Annotated in this window: 14 protein-coding genes and 1 pseudogene; 1 reads left to right on the forward strand and 14 read right to left on the reverse strand. The window is 67.4% G+C overall.

Annotated elements, in window-relative coordinates; genetic code table 11:
* Positions 1-2: 2 nt before the first annotated feature.
* The 7 genes from ACZ42P_RS13480 to ACZ42P_RS13510 are packed head-to-tail and all read right to left on the reverse strand — an operon-like array spanning position 3 to position 8849.
* Positions 3-506 carry a hypothetical protein gene (locus ACZ42P_RS13480; protein WP_464898050.1) on the reverse strand — a complete coding sequence of 168 codons (504 nt, stop codon included), beginning with the start codon at positions 504-506 and terminating at the stop codon, positions 3-5.
* A 2-nt stretch (positions 507-508) separates the two neighbouring features.
* Positions 509-1549 (reverse strand): AAA family ATPase, encoded by a 1041-nt coding sequence (locus ACZ42P_RS13485; protein WP_464898051.1) that lies wholly within the window; start codon positions 1547-1549, stop codon positions 509-511.
* Between the two features lie 13 nt (positions 1550-1562).
* Positions 1563-4493, reverse strand: a complete 2931-nt coding sequence (locus ACZ42P_RS13490; RefSeq protein ID WP_464898052.1) for a DUF1156 domain-containing protein — start codon at positions 4491-4493, stop codon at positions 1563-1565.
* Positions 4490-4834, reverse strand: a complete 345-nt coding sequence (locus ACZ42P_RS13495) for a type II toxin-antitoxin system PemK/MazF family toxin (protein ID WP_464898053.1) — start codon at positions 4832-4834, stop codon at positions 4490-4492. The genes ACZ42P_RS13490 and ACZ42P_RS13495 overlap by 4 nt, the downstream gene beginning before the upstream one ends.
* Complete coding sequence (locus ACZ42P_RS13500; protein WP_464898054.1) at positions 4824-5054, reverse strand: AbrB/MazE/SpoVT family DNA-binding domain-containing protein; 231 nt, start codon at positions 5052-5054, stop codon at positions 4824-4826. Before ACZ42P_RS13500 ends, ACZ42P_RS13495 begins: the two co-directional genes overlap by 11 nt.
* A 28-nt stretch (positions 5055-5082) precedes the next feature.
* Complete coding sequence (locus tag ACZ42P_RS13505; RefSeq protein WP_464898055.1) at positions 5083-8613, reverse strand: helicase-related protein; 3531 nt, start codon at positions 8611-8613, stop codon at positions 5083-5085.
* Positions 8614-8642: 29 nt separating this feature from the next.
* Positions 8643-8849, reverse strand: a complete 207-nt coding sequence (locus tag ACZ42P_RS13510; protein ID WP_464898056.1) for a hypothetical protein — start codon at positions 8847-8849, stop codon at positions 8643-8645.
* Positions 8850-9016: 167 nt separating this feature from the next.
* On the opposite strand from ACZ42P_RS13510, the pseudogene ACZ42P_RS13515 reads away from it, so the two are divergent.
* A pseudogene (locus ACZ42P_RS13515) lies at positions 9017-9697 on the forward strand (IS256 family transposase); the annotation flags it as partial.
* 181 nt (positions 9698-9878) lie between these two features.
* Here the strand turns inward: ACZ42P_RS13515 and pelG are convergent.
* Genes pelG through ACZ42P_RS13550 form a run of 7 tightly spaced genes read right to left on the reverse strand, consistent with a single transcriptional unit; the run spans position 9879 to position 21821 of the window.
* Complete coding sequence (pelG, locus tag ACZ42P_RS13520; protein ID WP_464898057.1) at positions 9879-11249, reverse strand: exopolysaccharide Pel transporter PelG; 1371 nt, start codon at positions 11247-11249, stop codon at positions 9879-9881.
* Positions 11249-12748: a GT4 family glycosyltransferase PelF gene (gene pelF / locus ACZ42P_RS13525; protein WP_464898058.1), complete on the reverse strand. Its 1500-nt coding sequence runs from the start codon at positions 12746-12748 to the stop codon at positions 11249-11251. The genes pelG and pelF overlap by 1 nt, the downstream gene beginning before the upstream one ends.
* Positions 12745-13719 carry a hypothetical protein gene (locus tag ACZ42P_RS13530; protein WP_464898059.1) on the reverse strand — a complete coding sequence of 325 codons (975 nt, stop codon included), beginning with the start codon at positions 13717-13719 and terminating at the stop codon, positions 12745-12747. Before ACZ42P_RS13530 ends, pelF begins: the two co-directional genes overlap by 4 nt.
* Positions 13709-15004, reverse strand: coding sequence for a PelD GGDEF domain-containing protein (locus ACZ42P_RS13535; protein ID WP_464898060.1), 1296 nt, complete (start codon positions 15002-15004; stop codon positions 13709-13711). Before ACZ42P_RS13535 ends, ACZ42P_RS13530 begins: the two co-directional genes overlap by 11 nt.
* A gap of 5 nt (positions 15005-15009) precedes the next feature.
* On the reverse strand, positions 15010-15540 hold the full coding sequence (locus ACZ42P_RS13540; protein ID WP_464898061.1) for a penicillin-binding protein activator LpoB: 531 nt from the start codon (positions 15538-15540) through the stop codon (positions 15010-15012).
* 28 nt (positions 15541-15568) lie between these two features.
* Positions 15569-19177, reverse strand: a complete 3609-nt coding sequence (locus ACZ42P_RS13545) for a tetratricopeptide repeat protein (RefSeq protein WP_464898062.1) — start codon at positions 19175-19177, stop codon at positions 15569-15571.
* On the reverse strand, positions 19137-21821 hold the full coding sequence (locus tag ACZ42P_RS13550) for a bifunctional glycoside hydrolase 114/ polysaccharide deacetylase family protein (protein ID WP_464898063.1): 2685 nt from the start codon (positions 21819-21821) through the stop codon (positions 19137-19139). Before ACZ42P_RS13550 ends, ACZ42P_RS13545 begins: the two co-directional genes overlap by 41 nt.
* Between the last annotated feature and the right edge of the window lie 45 nt (positions 21822-21866).

Raw genomic sequence — 21866 nt, forward strand, 5'->3', positions numbered from 1 at the left:
GATCACTTGACGGACCATCCCAATCCCAGGTGGGGCATGGTCTGCATGGTGGCCACTTTGGGATGGGCATCCACTGCGCGCACGACCTGCTTGAGTTTCATGAGCAAATCGGCAGGATCGACGATCGGCATGTGCCGCTTGGGCTGCTCGATATGCACCACCACGCGCAGTTGTTTAGACTCCAGCGTTCGTTTTGCTGTTGCCTGCTCGCTCGCGTCGTTGCCATTGAGCCGGCAGGGTAAGAGCGCAGCGAGCGTCATCAGCACCTTGTTCGCGATCGTAGCGGCGAGTTGCGAGGGCTTGTCCGTGTCGGGGTGTCGGTAGTCCTTGACCTCGATCAGGTAGGCGGTGCGACGGGGATCGATGGCGATGAAATCGACCGCCTGAATACCATCCAATTGCTTGACGAACTGGTTGCGGTAGAAACTCCATGCATCGTATTTGCTGGCCACCCAGCCATCTGGGAAAGTGAAGGTCAGCTGTCCTTCCTGAAGCTCCACCGCCATGCTCACTCTCCCAGCGCCAGGTAGCGGTCGGACTGCGCCAGTGCCTCATCCAGCGCGACAAGTGGCACCGCCCCTGCCAGCTCGTCGGCTTGCTCGAGCGACACGCCGTCGGCGTGCGCCGACATCGCGAAAAACCGTGCGCCAGTGCGATGGTCAGGCTTGTGTCGTGCCAATTCGATTTCCAGCTCGCGCAGCAAAAACAGGCTGTGGGTGGCCACGAACACCTGAATACCCCTTGATGCCAGCGCGATCATCGTTTGGGCGACCACACGCACCAGCTTGGGGTTCAGGTTGGTTTCCGGCTCGTCCCAGAAAAGATACCCCTTGTCGAGCAGCACCCCCGTGCTGATGAGCCGCGCCAGCATCGCGATTTTGCGCAACCCTTCGGCAACCAATGGCATTTCCATCCGCCCCTCACCAGGAATTTGGAGGTAGAAACGCCCGGTTGCGCTATCGACGACCACCTTGCCGCCCATTGCATTTTCCAGCGGGGCAAGGAGCTGGGCAACGTGTTTCTCCCGCGGACCGCGTACTGCCGGCGCGCCCAACAGAGACACTGTGTCGCGCCAGGTCTCCTCAAACTCCAGATGAAAGTTGTCATAAAGCGAGACAAACCAGGGCGCGAGCGTAATCAGCTCGCGCGTTGGCAGATAGGCAGGCGATTGGGGTAATTTCGTCTGTGGGGCTTTATGGATTTCGACCTGTGATTTCGCGTTGGTTGCAAAACCAATGGCCGAATCGAATGATCCATCGTCGAACGCCAAGGCAATTTCGCAGCGCGAGCGCCCCTGTTTGCGCCGCGCCAGCCGTCCCAGGCTTTCAGCGCGGAATATCCGCACCAGCTTTTCGGCATAGGCCTTTTCCAGAGTCGATTTGGTCAGCTCGGCGCTGTCAGCCTGTACCTTGAGCAAGGCGTAAATCGCCTTGAGCACGTGTGTTTTGCCGGTGCCATTTTCGCCAATGACCACATTGAGCCCCGGACTGAAACACCACTCACCATCGGGAACGATGGTGAGATTTTGGAAGGTGGCCGTTTTCAGCATGATCGCCTCCGAATCAAATATCGAACTGCGCCTGCGTGCCCACCACGCCCGCCTCGCTGGCCGCCTGCTCGATGCCGCTCCAGGCGGTGACCAACTCATTGTAAGCGCGGGCATCCTCGGCCCAGCCCTTGCGCTCGCACAGGGTGTAGAGGCGATAGGCGAGCGCGCGAATCGGCTCGGCGCGGCTGGGCATGCGGGCAAGCAAACGGCCGGCCTCGCTCTCGCCGCCGGTGTTGAGGGCGCGGATGAGCTGGTGCAGCGCCTCCCACACCGGCGTGCGGGTATCGGCCTCGGGCGACCAGTCGGCGGGGTATTCGCGCCACCTCAGCAGCCGCACCTGGCCCGCGCCGCTGTCGACCACGCCAGCCGCCTGCAAGCCGCCCACGCTGGTGCCCTTGGCGCGGGCGAGCACGTCGGCCTCGCCATACTTGCCCGCGCTCCAGCCCTGCTGCTCGAACCAGTGCAGGCAAAACTGGGTGTCGGGGTCGAAGTCGTCCTCGACCAGAAAGCGGTTGATGAGGGCCAGCGCGGTTTTCACCGTCATCGGCGTGCCGTCGGCCTCGAGCACCGCGGCGTATTGGGAGAAGATGGCCATGCCGGGGCCGATGATCGCCTGCGAGAGGTCCACCGGCGCCACCGGCGAATGGACGCCACCGCGGGTCATGGCATCGAGCGCTTCGGGCAGCGTCGCGTTCAATTCGCGCACGAACTCGCGGCGGCTGGCGCTGGGCGCATCCGGCGCGCGCTTGCGGCAGACCAGCACGATGCTGGAGGCAAGGGCGTTGGTGCTCTTTTTAAGATTACCGGTGTACTCCGTGCGCATCGGCCAGGTGCCGGTAATGGCAAACCCGGCGTCCAGCACCGCCTGCAAGAAGGTCTCCCAGCCGGTGCTGCTGGTGCCGGTCTCATCGTGCGTTTCGCTTTGCTTGAAGGCGTAGTAGATGGTGACCGGAAAGGCCGGGTGGGCCTGCTCGGCCAGGTTTTTGAGCGCGCGGCGCATGCCGTCGAGGAAGAAGGCTTCCGCCGCCTCACGGCTTCCGTGGCGGTAGGGGGTGGCCACCAGCTCCTCGGCCTTGGGCACGGCAAGGGTGGCGTAGAGGCCGGGGAAGATGGGCTTGAGGCTTCGGCGCAGCCAGACGTAGAAAAAGTCCGACAGATCGGCGTAGCCGATGTTGTCGTAATACGGCGGGTCGGTGGAGACGATTTTGTCGCGGGAAAGGGTTTGGGTTTGGGCATCCTGCATTTGCACCACGCCTTCAGGTCTGCCCGGAACGTTTTCAATAACCTTGATAAAGTAGTCGACCTGACCGGTGAAATTGCCCGTAGAGTTACATAACGGGTTCCCTTCAACAAAATCCCATGTCATGGGCAGCGCTTGACGCGCGAATACTTGCTGAATGTTCTCACCTTTTGTGTCCCAGAAGTTCAGAGACGCAGTGCGATTAGCCTGACGGCTGACATTCAAGCTAAGACAAACCCCCACCGCCTGGGCGTAGGCGGTGGCGCCGCTGCCGCCTTGGTCGAGGCCCACGCCGTCGTCGGGCATGCCGGCAGCCAGCGCGTCCTGGCGGCACTTTTCGATGGCTTCTGCCACCAGATCGGAAAAGGTGGTCAGCGCCACCAGTTGGCGGGGGGTGAAGAGGTCGGCCCAGGTAAAAAAACCGTAACCGCGGCCGCTTACCAAATCGCGTGTTTCGCGATTCATCGGTTGATCTGGTTTCCACGTCGGCTTCGCCTGTCGGGCGATCGCCTCGTGCGCATCAACAGGCGGCAGATAGACGCGCCCGCGCGGCCCTTCGGCGACGATGGCCATGAGGCGCGCGCCCATGCGTCCGGCCTGCCCTTCGGCTTTGATGTAGCGCCCCTCGATCGGCGTTTTGGACAGCAGGCACTCGAAGTTGGCGCCGCGGGCGAGCTTGGTGCCGCTCTTCGCCCGCGCATAGGCCGCCGGGTCGAAGTCGGGGTTGCCCGCCACCTTGACGGTGAAGCGGTAGCAACCCTCACCCCCATCCCCTCTCCCCAAGGGAGAGGGAGAAAGGACAGGCTCAACATAGGCCTCTTTGCCGGGCTTGCTGGAGAGGACGAAGGTGGAAGCCAGCGGCACCGGCACGTGGCTGAAGACGGGGTTGGGGCTGTTGACCGTGCGCGCCCACAGCCAGGCAATCACCGTGAGTTTCTGCCCGATGAGCGGCTGCAAATCGGGCCGCCCGGCGGCCAAGGCCGGCGTGATCTCGATGGGCGGGTAGAGGTGGCCGATGCGTTTTGCCGCCTCCTCCCGCATCCACGCACCGTAGCGGCGCACGTCTTCGGCCAGCCCTTGGGCTCCCTTCCATTCCTGGGGCAGCCGCCCCTGCCGCTCGGTCGGCGGGATCGGCCCCACCGGTGCGCGAGCGGCAAAGCGCGGCGGGATTTCGATCATCGCCTTGTTGATGGTCACCGCCACCGGGTTGAGGTCGGAGGCGTAGCTTTCCAGCCCCAGCCGCTGCGCCTCCAGGGGGAGCGCGCCGCCGCCGGCGAAGGGGTCGTGAAAGGCGGGGAGCTTTTCGGGGTTGAAAAGCTCTGCCGCCTGCGGGTGGTGTTTGTTGAGGGCGCAGGTCTCGCGCCAGCTTTTCCAGATCTCCTCCCGGGCGCGGGCGAGCACCGCTTCGTTGTTGGTGTTTTCCCACTGCACCAGCTCTTCGATGAGCTGAAAGAGCCGCTCGCGCTCGGCGGCGGCCTTTTCTTTGTTGACCCCGCGGCCCAAGGCTCGCTCGTAGCCGGGGTCGTTGACCAGCTGGGCGAAGATCACCGCGCGGGCAGCCGCCAGCGGCCGGCGCGCCCACCACAGGTGGAGCGTGCTGGGGTGGCCGTGGCGGATGGATTTTTCCCGTGCGGCGGCCTGGTTGATGGCATCCAGCGGCAGCGCCACTTCGATGAGTTTTTTGGGGGCTTTGATGGGGGTCATGGCAAAGGCCCGATCAGTTGGGCAAGGGCTTGGCGCACACGCGCGGCATCCTGCGGCGCAAGACGCCCCAGCGTGCCGCGAATCAGGCGCGCATCCAAGGTAAAGAGCTTTTGCCGCACCACCGAGGGTGCGGGTAGCCCAGCGCTGGCCAGGTCTTGGATTGGGCAGTCCAGCGCCCAGGGTGGGTTGCTCGCCGAGGTGATCATGGCGAGCACGACGTGCCCGGTGGGCGCGTTGAAGGCCGCCGCGTCGGAGAGCACCAGGGCCGGGCGGTTTTTGCTGGCGGCGCGGTCGGTGAAGGGAAAGGGGACGCGCACGACCTGGTCGCGCTCATAGGTCACGGTAGGCCTCCTCGTCCGCGGGGCCTGACCATTCCGACAGGGTGCCTTCGAGCGCTTCGAGGTACTCGCGGTCGAGCGGCAGCATGCGGCGCACCCGGGCGCTGCCGTCGGGCAGGGTTTCCCAGACGATGGTGTCGCCGGGGCCGATCTGCAAGGCGGCGCGTATGCCGGCGGGAATCGTGGTTTGCCCTTTGGCAGTGATTTTGGCGACGGCAATCATCAATGAACTCCTTACGGTAAGGAATGCATTACACACTATACTCGGGACTCTGGGCCCGTGCAAGCAGTGCGTCCAGGTCCAGGTTGATGCTGGTCACCGCCCAGTCGGGCTCCTGGGTAAAGGGCCGGGGAATGTAGTAGGGCCCCTCGTAGCGCTCGCCGTCCACCAGCACGATCGCCAGGATGAACTTGTCGGCCTGGTTGAGGGCGTAGAGGATCTCGTTGCGCGTCATGGTGATGGTGGTCTGGCCTTTGGCGCGCCCCTTGACCTCGATGTGGCGTGAGGGCAAAAGACGTCCATCGCGGGGCTTCGGGATGCTGGTGATATCCCAGCCGCATTTCTGCGCCGAGACGTCGATGACCTCGTGGCCCAGGGCGCGTTCGGCGTCCATCACCGCCTGCATGGCGATGCGCTCGACGCGGCCGCGTGCCTCGGCATCGGCGGTCCAGCCGGGCTGCCCCTTGCGCTGCAGCAACAGGCCCTGCGGGATCACCAGCGCACCGCCGAGGATGACGGGCGTTGCAGAAATGACGTGGCGCATGGCCAGCAGCTCCTTCTCGCGCGTCTCGCGGCGGGCGATCAGGTCGTCGATGGTGCGGCGCACATTCTCCAATGTCAGGCGCACGTCCTTGCCGGCGGCGATGTCGTCCTGCAGCTTGATGTAGCGGTCGGACCAGAAGTTGATCTCCCTGACCAGGCGCTCATGCACCGCTGCAAGCGTCTTGTCCACCATCGCTTCGCGGCGGGCGCGCACATCGTCAAAGTGCTCAGGGACCAGGTGGTTGGAGGCGTAGGCCAGGGCGAGCTGCTCCAGATCCTTGGCGATCCAGGGGGCACCCAGTACGTCTTCGATCAGCGCCCTGTCGGCAGGGGCGAGCGGCTCCAGATCCAGGTGTGGCGCCCAACCTGCGTGGATGGCATTGCCATGGGGGTCGATCTCGACGAACTGCATGCGGCGCGAAACGATACGCGTGGGGTCAGCACCTTCTTTCACCGCGTGGTCGATGAGGAACATGAGCTTCGGCGTCAGCCCCATGTCGCTGGGGTCTACGAGAACGGCGCCTTGCTTGAGCCTGCCGCGATGGGCCTCCAACACCAGGTCGGTGACGGCCTGCATCAGCGGGTGACCCGGGTGCAGGAGGCTGGCCATCGGGCTACCCGGACGATCCAGTAGTCGGACATACTGCTTCTCGAAGCAGACGCGCTCATAGCGGCGCAGCACCGGCTCGGCATGGCGGCGGTCGCGGCCCGTGATTTGCCGGTCGCGCTCGCGGATGACGGCGGGAACAAAGGTGATCTCGTAGCGCCCGGGCTCGCGGGGCTTGAGCTCGCCGCCCAGCTGCTGAAAGGCCTGGGTAAAAAAGGCGCGGATGAAGTAGGGCTGCAGCTTGCGGGCCTCGGCCTTTTCCATCTCTTCTTTCACCGCGAAGAGGCGCTTCTCGTCCATCACCTCTTCGCACAGCGCGTTGCGTTTGATGATGTTTTCGAGGTGTTGGGTATCGAGCGCGCCTTCAACCCTCTTGAGCAGGCGGGCGCGGACTTCGGGATCGGCGCCGTAGCGGATGGCCTCGATCAGCAGGTCTTTGAGGGGTTTCTCCTCGAAGACCTCACCCAGGATGTCGAAGACACGCCCCCCCAGCGCCTGGCGTTGCATCTCCAGCTTTTCAAACAGGCGCTGGAAGACGTCGCCCTCGCGCGTTTCGGCGGCCACCATGTTCCACAGGTGGCAGACTTCGGTCTGACCAATGCGGTGGATCCGTCCGAAGCGCTGTTCAATGCGGTTGGGGTTCCACGGCAGGTCATAATTGACCATCAGGTTGGCGTTTTGCAGGTTGACGCCCTCGCCGGCCGCGTCTGTCGCAATGAGCACGCGCACCAAAGGGTCGTTACGGAACAGCTCCTGCACCTTGCGACGCTCTTCGCGCTTGATGCCGCCGTGGATCATCACCACGGCATCGCTGCTGCCGATCAGCCCACGGATCTTGGTGGCCAGATAGTTGAGCGTGTCCCGGTGCTCGGTGAAGATGATGAGCTTGCGCTGACGGCCATCCGCATCGCGCATTTCGGGTGTGTCCTGCAGCAGGCGGGAGAGCTCGTCCCACTTGCGATCCTGACCGGAATAGACCACCTGGCGGGCCTGCTCCTCCAGGGCTTCAAGGATGAGGATCTCGGCCTCGAGCTCCTGTATGGTCTGGGCCGCAGTGGCCTGGTCGACGACGGCTTCTTCGAAGTTCTCATAATCCTCAGGCAACATCTCGTCGGCGGCTTCCCAAATGTCGTCCGGGAGGCTGCTGTCGCTGTTCAACGTGTCCGCCAGAGACCGGCCGCGCTGATGCAGTTTTTCCTCCTCGACACGACGCTTGAGTTTGTTGCGCCGGCGCTTGAGCGACTGGTAGATGGCCTCCGGGCTGGAGGCGAGCCGCCGCTGTAGCGCGGTCAAAGCAAAACCGACCGTACCCTTGCGTCCACTGTCGGCCAACTGGTCGGCTTTGTTGAACTGCTCCTTGACGTAGTCGGTCACGGCAGCGTAGAGCGCAGCTTCCAGGTCCGAGAGCTTGTAGTTGACGGTGTAAGCCCGCCGCTCGGGGAAGAGCGGCGTGCCGTCGAACTTGAGCAGCTCCTCCTTTACCATGCGGCGCATCAGGTCGGACACGTCCAGCTTGTGCACGCCGTCGCGGAACTTGCCGTAGAACCGGTCGGCGTCCAGCAGCGACAGGAACAGCTGGAAGTCTTCCTCCTTGCCATTGTGCGGTGTGGCCGTCATCAACAGGAAATGCCGCGTGATCGAGCCCAGCAGCTCCCCAAGCTGGAAACGCTTGGTCTTGTGGATCTTGTTACCAAAATAACTGGCCGAAAGCTTGTGGGCTTCGTCAACGACCACCAGGTCCCAATGCGACAGACGCAGCTTCTCTTGCAAGTCGCCAGCGCGGGCGAGTTGGTCCAGGCGGGCGATAAGCAAGTCATGATCGTCAAACGGGTTGCCGCTGCGGGACTGTTCGACCTGCTCGCGCGAAAACAGCGAGAACGAGAGGCCGAACTTCTCGAACATTTCGTCCTGCCACTGCTCGACCAGGCTGCCGGGGGCAACGATGAGCACGCGCTTGGCATCGGCGCGCATCATGAGCTCTCGGATATAAAGCCCTGCCATGATGGTTTTGCCCGCGCCGGGGTCGTCGGCCAAGACAAAGCGCAGCGGCTGGCGCGGCAGCATGGATTCGTAGACCGCGGTGATTTGGTGTGGCAGCGGCTCGACGTCCGACGTGTGCACTGCCATCATCGGATCAAACAGGTGAGCCAGGTTGATCCGGTAGGCCTCGGCGGCGAGCTTGAACTCGTCCCCAGACGCATCGAAGGCCCAAGGGCGGCCGTCCTCTGCCAGCGACAGCTTGGCCTCGTCGGTGCGGAACAACATCCGCTCGCGCAGCGTGCCGTCGGCGGTCTTGTAGTAAACGGTCAGGGCGTGGTCACCCACCGCTTCGGTTGCGACGATGCGCACCACCTGCCCGGGTTCCAGGCCCGAGATGGCCGCACTCTTCTGGATCTGTTCAAGCTTCAGCACGGTGCGTCCCCTTGTTATTGCTTTCCGCCTCAGTGCTTGCGCCGGTTGTAGGGCGACTGATTGGTAGGCTTGAGGGCGATGTTGCTCTCGCCCGCCTTGCCTCGCACCGCGTCCTCCCTGCGGCCTGGTTTCAGACCGATAACCCGCGTGGGCGTGTTTTCTTGGGCGAGCTGCCTGAGCTGCTGCACGTCGGCAGGCGACCATTGCCTGCCGTGGTTGGCGGGGGGCTTAGCCATGATGGAGCTCCTTTCTGTCGTGGCGGTTGGGTGGATCGCATGTGGGGGGGTGGTCGACATGCCGGTCACGCGTCTTTGCTCGGTTTGTCGTAGCCCGGTGCGAGCACCAGGCTCGTGACAACGTACAACGCCCGGCGATTGTGCAGCAACAGGTGATGCTCGCGACGCTCTTTCTGGGCGCCCGCTACGAGAAGGTCCGCCTGGAGGGTGGCATCGTCGATCGCGCCGGGTTGATCGCGGTGGGCATCGAAGCGTCCGGCAAGCGCCGGGTGCTGGACTGCGATATTGCCCCCTCGGAAGTCGAGATCAGCTGGCGCCGTTTCCTGGAAAAGCGCCTTGCCCAAGGCTTGCAGGGCGTCAAGCTCATCGTTGCCGACGATTATGCCGGGCTCAAGCCCGAACGCCGGGCGGCGTTGGTCGCTGTCTCCTGGCAGCGCGGGCAGTTTCATCTGCAGCAGAACGCCGGCCAGTTCGTCACTTGCCGGGAGGCCAAAAAGACCGTCGCCGCCCAGTTGCGCGCCCTCTTCAATGCGCCTGACCGGACGGAGGCCGAGCGGCTCTTCAAAGCCGCACTCGATGCCTGGCGCAAGGAACATCCCAAGCTCGCTCAGTGGGCCGAGGAAGCCATTCCCGAGGGCCTGACCGTGCTCGACTTCCCGGCTGCCCACCGCATCCGGCTGCGCACGACCAATGGGCTGGAACGGATCAACCGGGAATTGCGCCGACGCACGCGGGTGGCCAGCATCTTCCCCAACCCGGATTTCTGCTTGCGCCTCGTCTCGACTCTGTTTGCCGAACTTGACGATGAGTGGATGGCCGGCAAGGTCTATCTCAATCTCAATCCGTAACCCCGGCGTCATGACACCCGCCACAGATATTTACAGAAAAAGGGTTTCACAATCAATGAATAATGGAGCCTCCGCGGCCCCATTTTCATTTGGCGAGGGGCGGGCCCTTCGAGAACCCGCCGGTTCGACCAGCCGGGCACTGGTCGCGGATCATCGCGCCACCCCAGGGCGGCCCCTGTCTTCACTGGAACATGAAGGTCTCGTACTCCAGACGGTCGAGCTTGCGGTCGAGGAGGATGAGGCCGACGGCGACGCTTGCCAGCAGGGCAACGGCAAAACCGTAGCCGTAGAAGGGCGCCCCCAGCTTCAGGGTCACGGCGGTGAACAGGGTGTTGGCGAGGAAGAAGGTCGCCGTGAGGGCCACCACGACGCGCCGGCGATCGAGATAGAACAGCACGTTCAGAATGGCCAGCAGCATCACCTGCAGGCTTGCGCCCACCACCTGGATTTGCAACAGGGGCAGGTACAGGCTGGATATGCCGAGCCAGGCGAGCAGGCTCGGCCCCGCCACGAAGGTGGCGAGCACCGCGATGAACTGAATTTTGGCGATTTCCCCCAGTCCCTGGCGCACGGCGTAAACCATCTCGTCGCGCATGTCCTGGATGTATTCCAGGGAGGCGCCCTCGCGCACGGCGGTGAAGAACCGGTCGTAATACTCGGCGAAGTCGGTTTCGATGCGCACCAGGAAGACCGCCATCCCGGGCACGATGGAAAGATAGGCGAGGAACACCGGCAGGTCGTAGATCACCGAGCCGCGCAGGGGGCCGATCACCGGCTCCGAGGTGTCGGGCCAGGCCCAGAACAGGAACTTGTCCGCCCACACCGCGAGGTTGTAGAGGGTGCCGGTGAGCAGCAGACTGGGGTAGAAGGTGCGCCGGTGCAGGCAGTGGTAGCTCACACTGCGCGGGCTGGGATAGGCCTGGGCCACGGTCCCCCACATGCCGGCAAGGAGCACCAGCTGTCCCAGGGCGAAAGCGGCGAGCAGTCCTTCCAGGCCGAAGGGAGCGAAGGCATAGGCCAGGCCCACCACCAGCGAATAGGCCACCGCAAACAGCAGCACGATGGCCTTGTAGCGCTTCAGCCCGGACAGCAGCACCGCCAGCACCCAGACGCCTGCCAGTTCGGTGAAGCTCATGACCACCAGCAGACGGTAGGCGAAGCTCACGCCTTCGAACAGGGTCGCCATGACCAGTGTGGACAGCGCCGCCGCACCACACAGCACCAGCCCAAGCAGGCCGTGCAGGTTGGGCAGCACCAGCTCGTCGCGCTTCTCGAACAGGCGGTCGGAGACGTACCGGGTGAAGGCCAGCTGCAGCCCGCCCGTCAGGATGAGACTGGTGGCGATGAGATAGGTGACGGTGGTTTGGAACTGGGTGATCAGGCTGGGCGGCACCACGATGCCACTGCCCAGCACGCCCACCAGCAGGATGCCGATGATGGACAGCACCCAGGGGCCGGAGCCGATCATGCCGGCATAGGCGTAGGCCTGGAGCACGCCGCCCAGGGTGTTGCGGGCGAGCAGCTTGCGCAGTTCGAAGCCGATGCCGGCCATCAGGGCTGCTCCATGGCCTGTTGGTACACCTGCCGGTAGGCGTCGAACATCATGTGGTCGGTGTAGTAGGTTTCGACGCGGGCGACGGCCGCGCGGGAGGCGGCGTGCCAGCGGGCTTCGTCCGTGAGCAGGGCGAGGGCGGCATCGGCCAGCGCGGTGGGATCGGCGATGCCGACGATGGCGCCCGAGGGTCCCAATGCGCGGTCCTCCGGGGTGAGGCCCTCCACCAGCTGGCGGCAGGAACCCACATCGGTGGCCACCGTGGGAACGCCCGCTGCATAGCCTTCGAGAATCACGAGCGGCAACGCCTCGCTGATGGAGGACAACACCGTGAGCCCGATTTTGGGCATGAGCTCGTCCACCTTCTGGAAGCCCAGGAAACGCACCTTGTCCGTGAGCCCCAGGCTGGCCGCCAGATTGCGGCACTCCTCGGCGTAGCCCGGATCCTCGTTCTCGGGACCGGCGATCCAGCCTTCCGCCTCCGGCAGCACGTTCACCACACGGCGCATGGCGCGGATGAAGGTCTTCACGTCCTTGATGGGCACCACCCGCCCGATCAGACCCAGCACGGGCGGCACCCGGGCGGGACGCTGATCGCGCAGGGGCCGGAAGCGGGCCAGATTCACGCCGTTGGGAATCAGCCGGGTGCGGGCCGGGTCGGCGCCATCCTGGATCTGGCGCTGGCGGTTGGCTTCATACAGGGCGATGATGGGGTTGGCCGCCTCATAGCAGGCGCGTCCCAGCCACTCGAAGAAGCGGATCCACAGTGACCGGTAATAGGACACCTCGGTGGGATCGCGCTGGAAGACATTGCGGTTGTCCTTGATCCACTCCGCCTGGAGCAGATCGATCTTGCGCTCCTTGGTATAGATGCCGTGCTCCGACAGGATCAGCGGACGGCCGTGGCGGGCCTTCACCAGGGCGCCGAGAAAGCCGGCATAACCGGTGGAGATGGTGTGAAACACGGGGCTGGGGGGCAGGGCGCGGGCGATGGCCGCCAGCTTCCACAGGGGCGCATGCATGATGCGCACCGTCCAGAAATAGTCCACGAAGGAGGGGTCGGTGCAAAAGCGCCGGTAACGGTGGCAGACGAAATCCCAGGCCGCACGCGAGCGCAGGAAGTGGTCGCGCGTGAGGCGCTCCCCTTCCAGCAGCGTGGGGAACATGGTCGCCAGCCGCGTCACGGCCTGCGCAGGCGGCACGCCGGCCAGGAAGGATTCGTGCAGCGCCTCCACCTGGCCCATCAACGGCGGCGCAGGTTCCGGCACCTCCAGCGGCGGCGGGGGCTCCGGTTCGAACAGGTAATGGGTTTCCAGTCCCGTCACGTTGGCCGGCAGCTCGTAGCGCATGGACCCGTAGTCCTCGCGCCGGCTGCCCAGGAACACGAGATGGAAACGCCATTCCGGGAAGGCGCGAATGATCTGGTGCACCCAGCTCGACACCCCGCCGCTCACGAAGGGATAGGTGCCCTCCAGAAGCAGGGTGATGTCCGCCTTCATGCCGCCCTCCAGTAGCGCACCACAGCGGCCAGGCGCGGCGCGGTGGCGGTCGGGTCGAGGCGGGCGAGCATGGCGCGTGCGGTGACGTAGTCGCCCTGGTCGTAGGCCAGTTCCGCCAGGTAGGGCAGCACGCGGCTCGCGGGCAGTTCGTCCAGGGTGCGGTAGATCGCCGCCGCTTCCTCCAGCCGGCCCAGAGCATGCAGGGCGCGGGCCTTGTAGAGCGCCATCTCCGCATGGGGCCCGGCGGCCAGCACCTCGTCTGCATAGGCAAGACAGCGTTCCAGGGCATGGCGGCGCACATCGCCCACCGCCAGGCCGTGATAGACCAGCTCCCAGTAAAGCTCGGCGAGGCGTTCGGCCTGGGCGCGGCGGTCCTCCCCGCCCGCGGCGTAGCGGCTGAGTGCCTCGTGGATGGCCGCGTTGAGGCGTTTTTCCCGTGCATCCAGCAGGCCATAGGCCAGCAGGCGCACATCTTCGTTGCTGCAGGCGAGCACGCTGCGCAGAAGCGGCGTGGCGATGCGTCCCGGCACGCGCGCCAGGGCGAGCAGGGCCCCCACCCGGGTATCCACCGGCACGCGCGGGTTGGCCAGCATGCCGCCGGCACCGGTGAAGCGAAACCGGGGCGGCGTGCCGAGATGGATGTCGAAGGGCGGCACACTCACCTCGGCAAAGCTCGCCGCGCGGTGCCGCGCGCGCAGCCGGCGCACGCTCATGAGCCAGAGCAGGGTGAGGGGAATGCCGATCACGGGCAGGGCAAACAGCAGCGCGAAGGCAAGCGGCAGCAGCGACAGGCGCGCCCGGCGCGACCCCGGTGCGAGCAGGGCGGTGACCGCCAGCCCGGCTGTCAGGGCCGCCGCGGCATGCAGCAGGCAGAAGGCGAGGAAGGCGGCGCTGTCGGTGCCCGCCAGCAGGACGCCGCCCCAGGCCGATCCCTCCAGCGCGGTGGCGTAGGCAAACAGCTTAGCCTGCACCGGGCGCCTCCAGTGCGCGCGCCAGCAGTTTCAGCGGCGCCTCGTCCAGGGCCAGGCGCTCGATGCTGACGCCGGCATCGGTCAGGGAGCCGCCGCCGCGCTCCGCCAACCAGCGCTCGATGCGGCGGGTGTAGCCTTCCGCACCGGCCTCGCCGGTCAGGGGCAGCATGACCAGCAGGCGCGGCTGGCTTCCCGCCACGAACCATTCCAGGTCCAGGCCCCGGGACTGGCGCGCCAGCACGCGGGGCAAATCCGCGGCCAGCGCCTGGGGGCTGAAGCGGAACACCATCAGGCTGGAGGCGATGCCATTGCTGAGGGTGAGGCGGTGCAGGCGTTCCAGTTCCAGCGCGAAGCGTGGCGGACAGTCGGGGTAGCGGGCCAGGATGGGGGCGGCCAGGCGCGCCATGGCCAGCCCGTCGGCGTAGTAGCCGAGCAAAAGTTCCAGGCTCTGCAGGGTTTCCTCGTGCAGGGCGAGGAAGGGCAGCCGTTCCACCACCAGGAGGAGACTCGCCGCTTCGCCCTTGGCGGCAGCGGGGGCCACCACCCGGTAGCGGCTGCCCGTCTCGCCCGTGAGGTCCCGCACATGGGCCAGCCGTTCGTGGTCCAGGGCGTGGCGCACCAGGGGATCGAGGGGATCCAGGGGAAAGGGTTCGCCCACCCGGGCCAGGGGCTCCAGCCCCAGCACGCCGTCGTGGATGGGATAGAGTGCGGCGCGTTCCAGCTGGCAGTACTGGGCGAGCAGTTCCATGAGCGCCTGGGCGCGGGTCTCCGGCGCCTGGTCCGAGACCAGACGGCCCAGGGCGTCGCGCAGGGTCATGGGCCGGGTGAGGAGCTCCTGCTCCAGCTTGTCGTGGGACAGGCGCAGCAGGTAGTACTGCTCGGTGAGGCGTTCCAGGCGTTCGTCCAGATAGGCCTGCAGGGTTTCCGCGCGCCGGGCGCGCGCCAGCCACAGGCTGGTGAACTCGCCCGTGAGCATCACCAGGATGAAGCCGCCGAGAAAGTAGAGGCGCGGGAAGGGGGCCAGGGGCCAGCCCGCGGCCGCCAGCGTGAGCCAGGCCAGCACCAGCACACCGCCCGCGGCGATGCCCGCCAGGGAGCCGTAGCGCAGGCTCACCACCACCGGGGCGAGCCAGGCCCAGGGGAAGCCGGCGGCCACCCAGAAGGGATCCAGTGGTGACAGCCACAGCCCCAGGCCCACTGCGAGCAGCGGCGCGGCCAGGGTCTCGCCCGCCGCGGCCGGCTGGCTCGCGAACGCCGCCCAGCGTTTTTTCAGGGCTTCCCCCATGGACGTCAGCGTGGGGCGGCCAGGGGGGCGAGCAACTCCGCCGTGAGTTTCTGGGCCACGGCCGCCAGCGCCTCGCGGGAATAGCCGCTCTTGCCGCCTACGGCGCTGTAGAGGCGCGCGCCGCTGGAAACGTCATACACCGTCACCGCCAGTCCCACGGCGGCCTCCCCGTCCACGCCCACCTTGTAGCGCCACTCCGAGACGCTGCCCGTGAGCAAATAGCGGGCGCCCTGGGTTTTCGCCCATTGCAGCAATTCCTGGAGGCTGCGCGGCTGGGCCTTCTCGAACAGGCTTTCATCCAGCCACTCCGGTGGCGGCGTCACCAGCCGGGGCGAGACACGCGCCGCGAGCCACTGGCTGGCCACGCTCTGGGCGCGGCTGCCGGCCAGGGGCGTTTCCGTGTGATTGGCGAAGGGCGCGACGGCCCAGACGGCCTGGGGCTCCAGGGTCGGCGCCGGGCCACGCTCCACCGTGGCGCAGGCGGTCAGGGTCAAGGCAATCAGGCAGGCCAAAGCCAGCAGGGTTCTCCGTTCCATGGTGTGTCCTTGTTGGTGTTGTCAGAGGTCAGAAATCCAGCCGATAGCGCAAAAACAGCCGGCGGCTGCTCCCCGGCGTGGTGCCCTGGGCGCGCGCCCACTGGCCGCCCAGCGCCATGTGGTCGGCACCGAAGACGCTGCCCGCAACGCCCACGAGGGCATCGTAACCGAAACCTTCCTCGCTGTGCCGGGTGAGGCTTAAGGACCAGAAGGGCCGCAGGGCCCGCGTGTCGGTTTCCAGGAAGGCGAGGCGGCTGCTCAGGGTCAGCCCCCACAGGGTGAAATCGCGCGGCAGGAAGAAGTTGGCGTCGAAGGCCGTGCTGCCCGCGGGCAGCAGGGAAGCCAGCGCGCCATCGTCCACGGTCACCGGACGGTACTGGTGGCGGCTTACAAACAGGTCCAGGAAGCCATCCGGGTCCTCCCGGCGCAGCCAGGTGCTGGCGTGCACTTCCCAGGTGCGACCGTCGCCCAGGGACGTGCCGGTCTGGGCGCGGTAGCGGCTGGCCTCAGCCCGGGCGGAGAAGGCGAAGGGACGGACCGGCTCGATGCTGAGGGTGAGGGCGAGGCTGTCCTTCTCGCCTGCCACCCGGAGGGCGGTGGACTCTTCCGCAGGCTGGGCGTGGCCGGCCTCCAGACCCAGCTCCCAGTGTCCGCGCCGCCGCCGGTAGACCGCCGACAGGGACGTGCGGCTGGCGTAGGCTTCGCGGCGGCCGATGGAAAGCTGCCAGGCATCCTCGCCGCGGCGGCCGCTGGCCGTGAGGGTGGTGCGCCGCTCATCGACCACCCTGCCCAGGGCGGCGGGGTCCTTGAGGTTGCGCTGGATCGAAGTGAGCTCCAGGGCGAGCCTCAGCCGGGGCAGGACGGCCCCCTGCACGCCCAGCGTGGTCTGGTTTTCGTCGAAGGCGGGGAAACGCAGCGCCTCCCCCTGCACAGCGGCGCGGCCGGCACCCCCGCGCAGCAGTTCATCGAGCTGCGCCTGCAGATCGTCATCGGTGCCGAGCCGGGCCTGGGCCGCGAAGGCGAGGCTGGCGGCCTCGGCCTCGGACAGGCGGCGTGCGCCCTCCACGGCATCGCGCCGCGGCAGGTCGTCCGGCTGGGCCAGCAGGCGGGCGAGCGCGTCGCGGTCGTCCTCCGCCAGGGCCACGGCGAGTTCCGCCCAGCGGGGGCGGGCGGCGGCCTGCGCCAGGCGCCCGTAGAGCCAGGCCCGGGCGAGGCTGTACTCACCGGCGTTGATCCAGTGGGCCAGGAGCAGCGGGGTTGCCCGTTCCGGGCTTTCCGCCACGGCCGCGGCCAGCGCGGCGCGGGCGCGGTCGCCGGGCTGCAGGGTGGCGGCCAGCCGCGCCCGGGCGAAGCGCCGCGCCTCCGGCGCCACCTGTCCGATGCGGCGCAGGGCATGGCGGCGCAGCTGCCAGGCCTCGTCGTGACGGTCGAGCTGTTCCAGGAGATCCGCGGCGGTGATGAGCCAGAGGGGATCGTCCCGGTGGCGGGCGAGCTCGGGGGCCGTCAGCCGCCAGGCGAGGGTGGCCTCGTTGAGCGTGGCATGGGCGGCGATGCGCACGTCGCGGCGGCCGAGCCGGGCGAGTCTGTGCTCATGCCGGGCGAGCAGTCGGCGGATGCCGGCCGTGTCGGCGTTTTCGATGGTGAACCAGAGCAGGGCTTCCGCCACCTCGGCGTCCTCCGGCGCGAGTCTTTCCGCCCGGGCGTAGAGGCGGCGCGCCTCGTCCGGATCCCGCCGCTGCCAGGCCTGACGCGCCGCCAGCAGGCAATAGCGCGGGTTTTGTTCGAGGCGCTGGCGGGTGGCGGCGTCCAGCCCGGCGAACACCGTCTGCGCCTCGTCGAAGCGGGCGAAGGCCTGGAAGCGTTCCAGCGCCCGCAGCAGGGCCGCCTCGTCGCGGAAGCGCTGCCAGCGCAGCAGCGCCACCCGTGCCGCATCGAGGGGCGCGTCGTCGGCGAGCAGCCATTCCAGGTCGCTGAGATCGCCTGCCTCCGCCTCCGGCCCGCGGGCCAGGCGTTCCAATGCAAGGCGGGCGGCGGCGCGATCGCCGGCGCGGCTGGCGAGGGCCGCCCGCAGGCGCCAGTAGCTGGCAGGCGCCGTCTGCGGGTCCTGCGCGGCTTCCAGGGTCTGGCGGGCGGCGGCCTCCTGTCCCAGCAGAACCTGCAGGGTGGCCAGACGCACGGCCTGTTCCGGGGTGGGGGCCTCGGTGAATACCCGTTGCCACCAGCCGACGGTCGTCTCCAACTCGCCCAGACGTTCCGAAAGCTCCGCCGCCGCCTGGGCCAGGCGCGCATCGCGGCTGCGCTTCCACGCTTCTTCCAGGGTGGCGAGCGCCGCTTCCGGCTTGCCCTGGCGTTCCTGGGCGGCGGCCAGTTCCAGGGCCAGGGTCACGTCGAAGCGCGCGGCCAGCCGGTGGCGCAGATAGGCTTCGACGGCATCGTCACGCAGGAGCCCCAGCCCCAGACGCCGGACGTTTTCCCAGGCCTGGGCATCCTGGCTGCGGCGGGCGATGAACAGCCATTGCTCCAGGGCCTGGTCGGGCCGGGACAGCCACTCCGACACCTGGGCCAGCCGCCGCCGCCAGGCAAGGTTCTCCGGTGCCTGGCGCACGGCGGAAGCCGCCACCCGCCAGGCATCCTCCAGCTTGCGGTTCTCCAGGAAAACCGTGTAGGCAAGGGTATAGACGGCATCATCGAAGGGCACCATCGGCCCGTCGGCCGTCACCCGGCGCACCTGGAAGTCGAGTCCCGCGGCCAGCCGCTGCCACTGCTTGAGCAGGCTCATGCGCAGCAGGCGGCGCACATAGGCATCGGCCCGGTCCGGACGCTGGGCGGCGCGGGCGAGCCGCACCAGCTCGAGGAGCACTTCCCGGTCGTCGCCGAGCTCGCCCAGCTCCCGTTCGGCAAGCGCCAGGGCCTCTTTCACACGGTTGCCGCTTTCCAGATCGCGCAGGGCGGCCAGGAAATACTGCCGGCGCGCCGCCACGGTGTCCGCCTCGCGCCGCGCCGCCATGTGGATTTCGGCGGCCGCCGTGTAGTCGCCGCGGGCCAGGGCCAGGGCGGCCGCCTGTTCCAGATGGGCGAGCAGCCGCCCCGGCAGCTGCTGCTCCAGGTCGCGGAACAGGGCCATGGCCTGCTCGCGTTCGCCCATCACCAGTAGCTGGCCCGCGAGCTGGGCGAGGCGCTGGGGATCCCGTTCCTGGGTGGCGAGCGCCAGGGTGAGCTCCCGCAGGCGCGCGTTGCGCTGGCGGGCGAGGGCAGTCGGCGCGGGTTGCATGGCCTGCGTGCTTTCCGCCTGCCAGAGCAGCCACAGGGCTTCGCGGCGCAGGGCGGGATCCGGGCTGGCCAGCGCCGGCTCGAGGGTGGTGCGCATCTCGTCGTAACGGTGCGCCCGCAGCAGACTGCCCGCCACCAACAGACGCAGACGGGGATTGTCGGGTTCGGTCTTGAGCAGGGCGCGCAGATAGGCCGCCGACAGCGGCCCCTCGGGGGCTGCTGCCAGACGCAGCACCAGATCCTCGCGGGGATAGAGCAGCGCCAGGGTGCCTGCCATGCCCAGGGCGAGGGCCAGCACCAGCAGCGGCGGCGCGAGCCGCGGCCGCTCAGGGACGCTGGCAACGGACTGTGAGCGTGAGCGCAGCATGCTCGCTCCGGACGAGGAGGGTGCGTCCCTGGCGGCTGATGCGGGCCGTCGGTTGGGCGCGGGCCGTGCAGCCCGCCTCCGCGACGACGGCCACCTCGACGGGAACGTGGCCGGCGAGACTCAGCACGAGGCCGTCGGCGTCGCGCTGGTAGGCCGTTATGCGGGCATTGGCCTGTTCCAGCCAGGGGCCCGTGGCAGCCGTGCCCAGCACCAGGCGCGCCTCGGCGCCGGCCAGATGCACGTAGGTGGCCCCGCCTTGCCGAAGGTGGCCGGCGACATTTTGGCTGGCCGCGAGATCGGGTCTGGCATCCCCTTCCAGGCGCACGGTGGCCAGCGCGCCCCGTCCGCGCAGGATCCAGGCGTCGCCTTCCCGGGCGATGGCATAGTCCAGAAAGTCCCGGACCTTCTCCACGTATTCGCTGACGAAGACGGGGTTGAGCGGCCGCTTCTCCGCCCAGCCATAGATTTCTTCCAGCGCCTTGAGCGCTGCGGGCTTGGTGGCGGAGTAGAAGTGGTAGTAGATCCCCACCGGCTTCAGGCGCCGGGGGGTTTCCGTTGCCTCGAAGGTTTCGATCACCCGCCGGTAGCCCCAGAACGGCCCGGTCCACAGGTTGGTGTAGAGGTTCTCATTGGCGACGGGCGCGTACACCTGCAGCTCGCCATCCTTGCTGAGGGCGTAGGGCGCGACACAGGTGAGGCTGGGGCAGGTGCGGGACATGATCGTGTCCCCGCCATTGATGTTGAGCAGGCCCGCCTGCCGCGTCAGACGCAGTTGCTCCACCGTGGGCACGCAGTCGCCGGTCCAGAAAAAGAGCCGCACGGCTTTGCCCGGCGGCAGCAGCCGGGCCACATAGTCGCGGCTGCCCATGATCTCGCGCCGCGCGTCGAAGACATAGCCCGGAATGGGCAGGGTGTAGCTTCCTTCGCCTTCCCCGGCGTGGCGTTCGGCCTCGGCCCAGCGGAAGGGATGGCTGAAGCTGTGGCTGGCGGCTTCCACCCAGGGCAGGGCGAAAATGCGGCGGGCCACCCGTTCCAGCTCGGCGCTGTGCTGCGGGTAAAGCCCGGCGGGGCCGATTTCGCCTTCGATCACCGAGATGCTGTGGGGCAGGGGATGCTTTTCCAGAAACGCCAGCAAGGCTTCCCCGCCCCAGGGACGCCCCGGCAGTTCGGCACGGGAGACGAAGCCGTCGCCGTCCACGTGGACCGTGAGCAGGCGCCGGCCGTTTTCCGTGGTGACGTCGGGCACGGGCCAGTCGGGCAGGCGCAGTCCCAGCCGGAGCAGGCGGAAAGGATCGATGAGCCAGCGATCTTGTTCCATCCCTGGCACGGCCTCGATGAGCGCCGGGGCAAGGGCGAAACCGCCCCAGGGCGCCGTGCCGGCCAGCGTGCCGTCACCGGCGCGCACCCAGGATGCGATGCCCTCGCCCGCAAGTCCCTGCGCGGTTGTCACCAGTCGGGGCGGCAGCGGCGTTTCGTAGCCGGGGACGCTGGCGGTGAGCGCCGTGCCGGCAGGCAGATTCACCCCACGGCTGCCCAGGGCTGGCGCCGGATCGAAGGGCAGGGTGCCCAAAAGCAGGATGGCGATGCCCTCGGCCCGCCGTGCCGCGAGCCAGTCCAGCACCCGCTGGGGATTGGTCAGTTCTCCGGCGCCCCACACCGCGATGCCCGCCAGGCGACCGGCCTGGGGTTCCTCCGGCAGGGGGCCGTTCATGTCCAGGTAGCGCACCCGCAGGCCCAGATACTGGGCCGGCAGTTCCAGGAAGCGGTGTGCCTGAAGATAGTTGAGGTCGGGCGCTTCCCGGCTGTCGTAGAGCACGAGCAGGGTGCGCGGCAGGGCCTCGCGCAGGCCCACGCCCAGGGTGAGGAGTTCCCCGTCGCTCACCCAGGGCACGATGCCCAGCTCCCCGATGCGGCGGGCGATGGCGCGCGCGCGATCCCGCGCCTGGGGGGGTGCGTAGTCGATGGCGACCACGGGCAGACGGTAGCGTTCCCGCACTTCCCGGAACCGCTCCAGCAGCCAGTCGCGGTCGGCGGCGGGCACGTCAATGTAGCTGCGGCTTGCGGCATCGTAGCGGCCGAACAGGGATTCCGCCGCCACGGCCTCGACCAGGGGCGCGATTTGGGGCAGCAATTCGAAGCCGCGGTTGAGCATGAGCCGCAGGCCGGCGTGATGCGCCTTGAGCGTTTCCACCAGTGTCACCAGTCCCGCCTGCTGTCGGCTTGTATCGGCCTGCGGCGCGAGCCGGTAGCTGTCCAGGGTGTCGAGGAAGAAGCCGCGCCAGCCTGCCTGCCACAGGGGCGTGAACACCTGCTCGATCCAGTACTGGCGACAGTCGTCGCGCGTTTGGTCAAGCACGACACTGTTCCAGGCGGGATTTCGCGCAAGCCGGCAGGCCGCGGGCAAGGCCTGGAGTGCAGGATGGTCGCCGTGCAGCTCGCCTACGCTCACGTAGGCAAACGGCTCGAAGCCTGGCCGGCGCAGGGACTGGGGCGAAAAGCCATGGCGGGGCTCCACCACGGCGATGTCGAAGGCGGCGAGCTCCGGCAGCCATTCCCGCCCGTAATAGAACGCGACACTCAGGGCGTGGGCAGGCCAGGCCGCGAGCAGCAGGGTCCACGGAAGCAGCAGGCGCAGGAAGAACATGAATGCATTTTACGTTGGAGGCAGGGAAAAAGCGGACCGCCGGCC

The organism is Thiobacter subterraneus (assembly GCF_055379455.1).

Bases quoted from the DNA above. Each gene is read 5' to 3' on its own strand.
- ACZ42P_RS13545 (WP_464898062.1), bottom strand. From the start codon at position 19,177: ATGCTGCGCTCACGCTCACAGTCCGTTGCCAGCGTCCCTGAGCGGCCG.
- pelG (WP_464898057.1), bottom strand. From the start codon at position 11,249: ATGGCCGGCATCGGCTTCGAACTGCGCAAGCTGCTCGCCCGCAACACC.
- ACZ42P_RS13540 (WP_464898061.1), bottom strand. From the start codon at position 15,540: ATGGAACGGAGAACCCTGCTGGCTTTGGCCTGCCTGATTGCCTTGACC.
- ACZ42P_RS13510 (WP_464898056.1), bottom strand. From the start codon at position 8,849: ATGGCTAAGCCCCCCGCCAACCACGGCAGGCAATGGTCGCCTGCCGAC.
- ACZ42P_RS13500 (WP_464898054.1), bottom strand. From the start codon at position 5,054: ATGATTGCCGTCGCCAAAATCACTGCCAAAGGGCAAACCACGATTCCC.
- pelF (WP_464898058.1), bottom strand. From the start codon at position 12,748: ATGAAGGCGGACATCACCCTGCTTCTGGAGGGCACCTATCCCTTCGTG.
- ACZ42P_RS13485 (WP_464898051.1), bottom strand. From the start codon at position 1,549: ATGCTGAAAACGGCCACCTTCCAAAATCTCACCATCGTTCCCGATGGT.
- ACZ42P_RS13480 (WP_464898050.1), bottom strand. From the start codon at position 506: ATGGCGGTGGAGCTTCAGGAAGGACAGCTGACCTTCACTTTCCCAGAT.
- ACZ42P_RS13490 (WP_464898052.1), bottom strand. From the start codon at position 4,493: ATGACCCCCATCAAAGCCCCCAAAAAACTCATCGAAGTGGCGCTGCCG.
- ACZ42P_RS13535 (WP_464898060.1), bottom strand. From the start codon at position 15,004: ATGGGGGAAGCCCTGAAAAAACGCTGGGCGGCGTTCGCGAGCCAGCCG.
- ACZ42P_RS13550 (WP_464898063.1), bottom strand. From the start codon at position 21,821: ATGTTCTTCCTGCGCCTGCTGCTTCCGTGGACCCTGCTGCTCGCGGCC.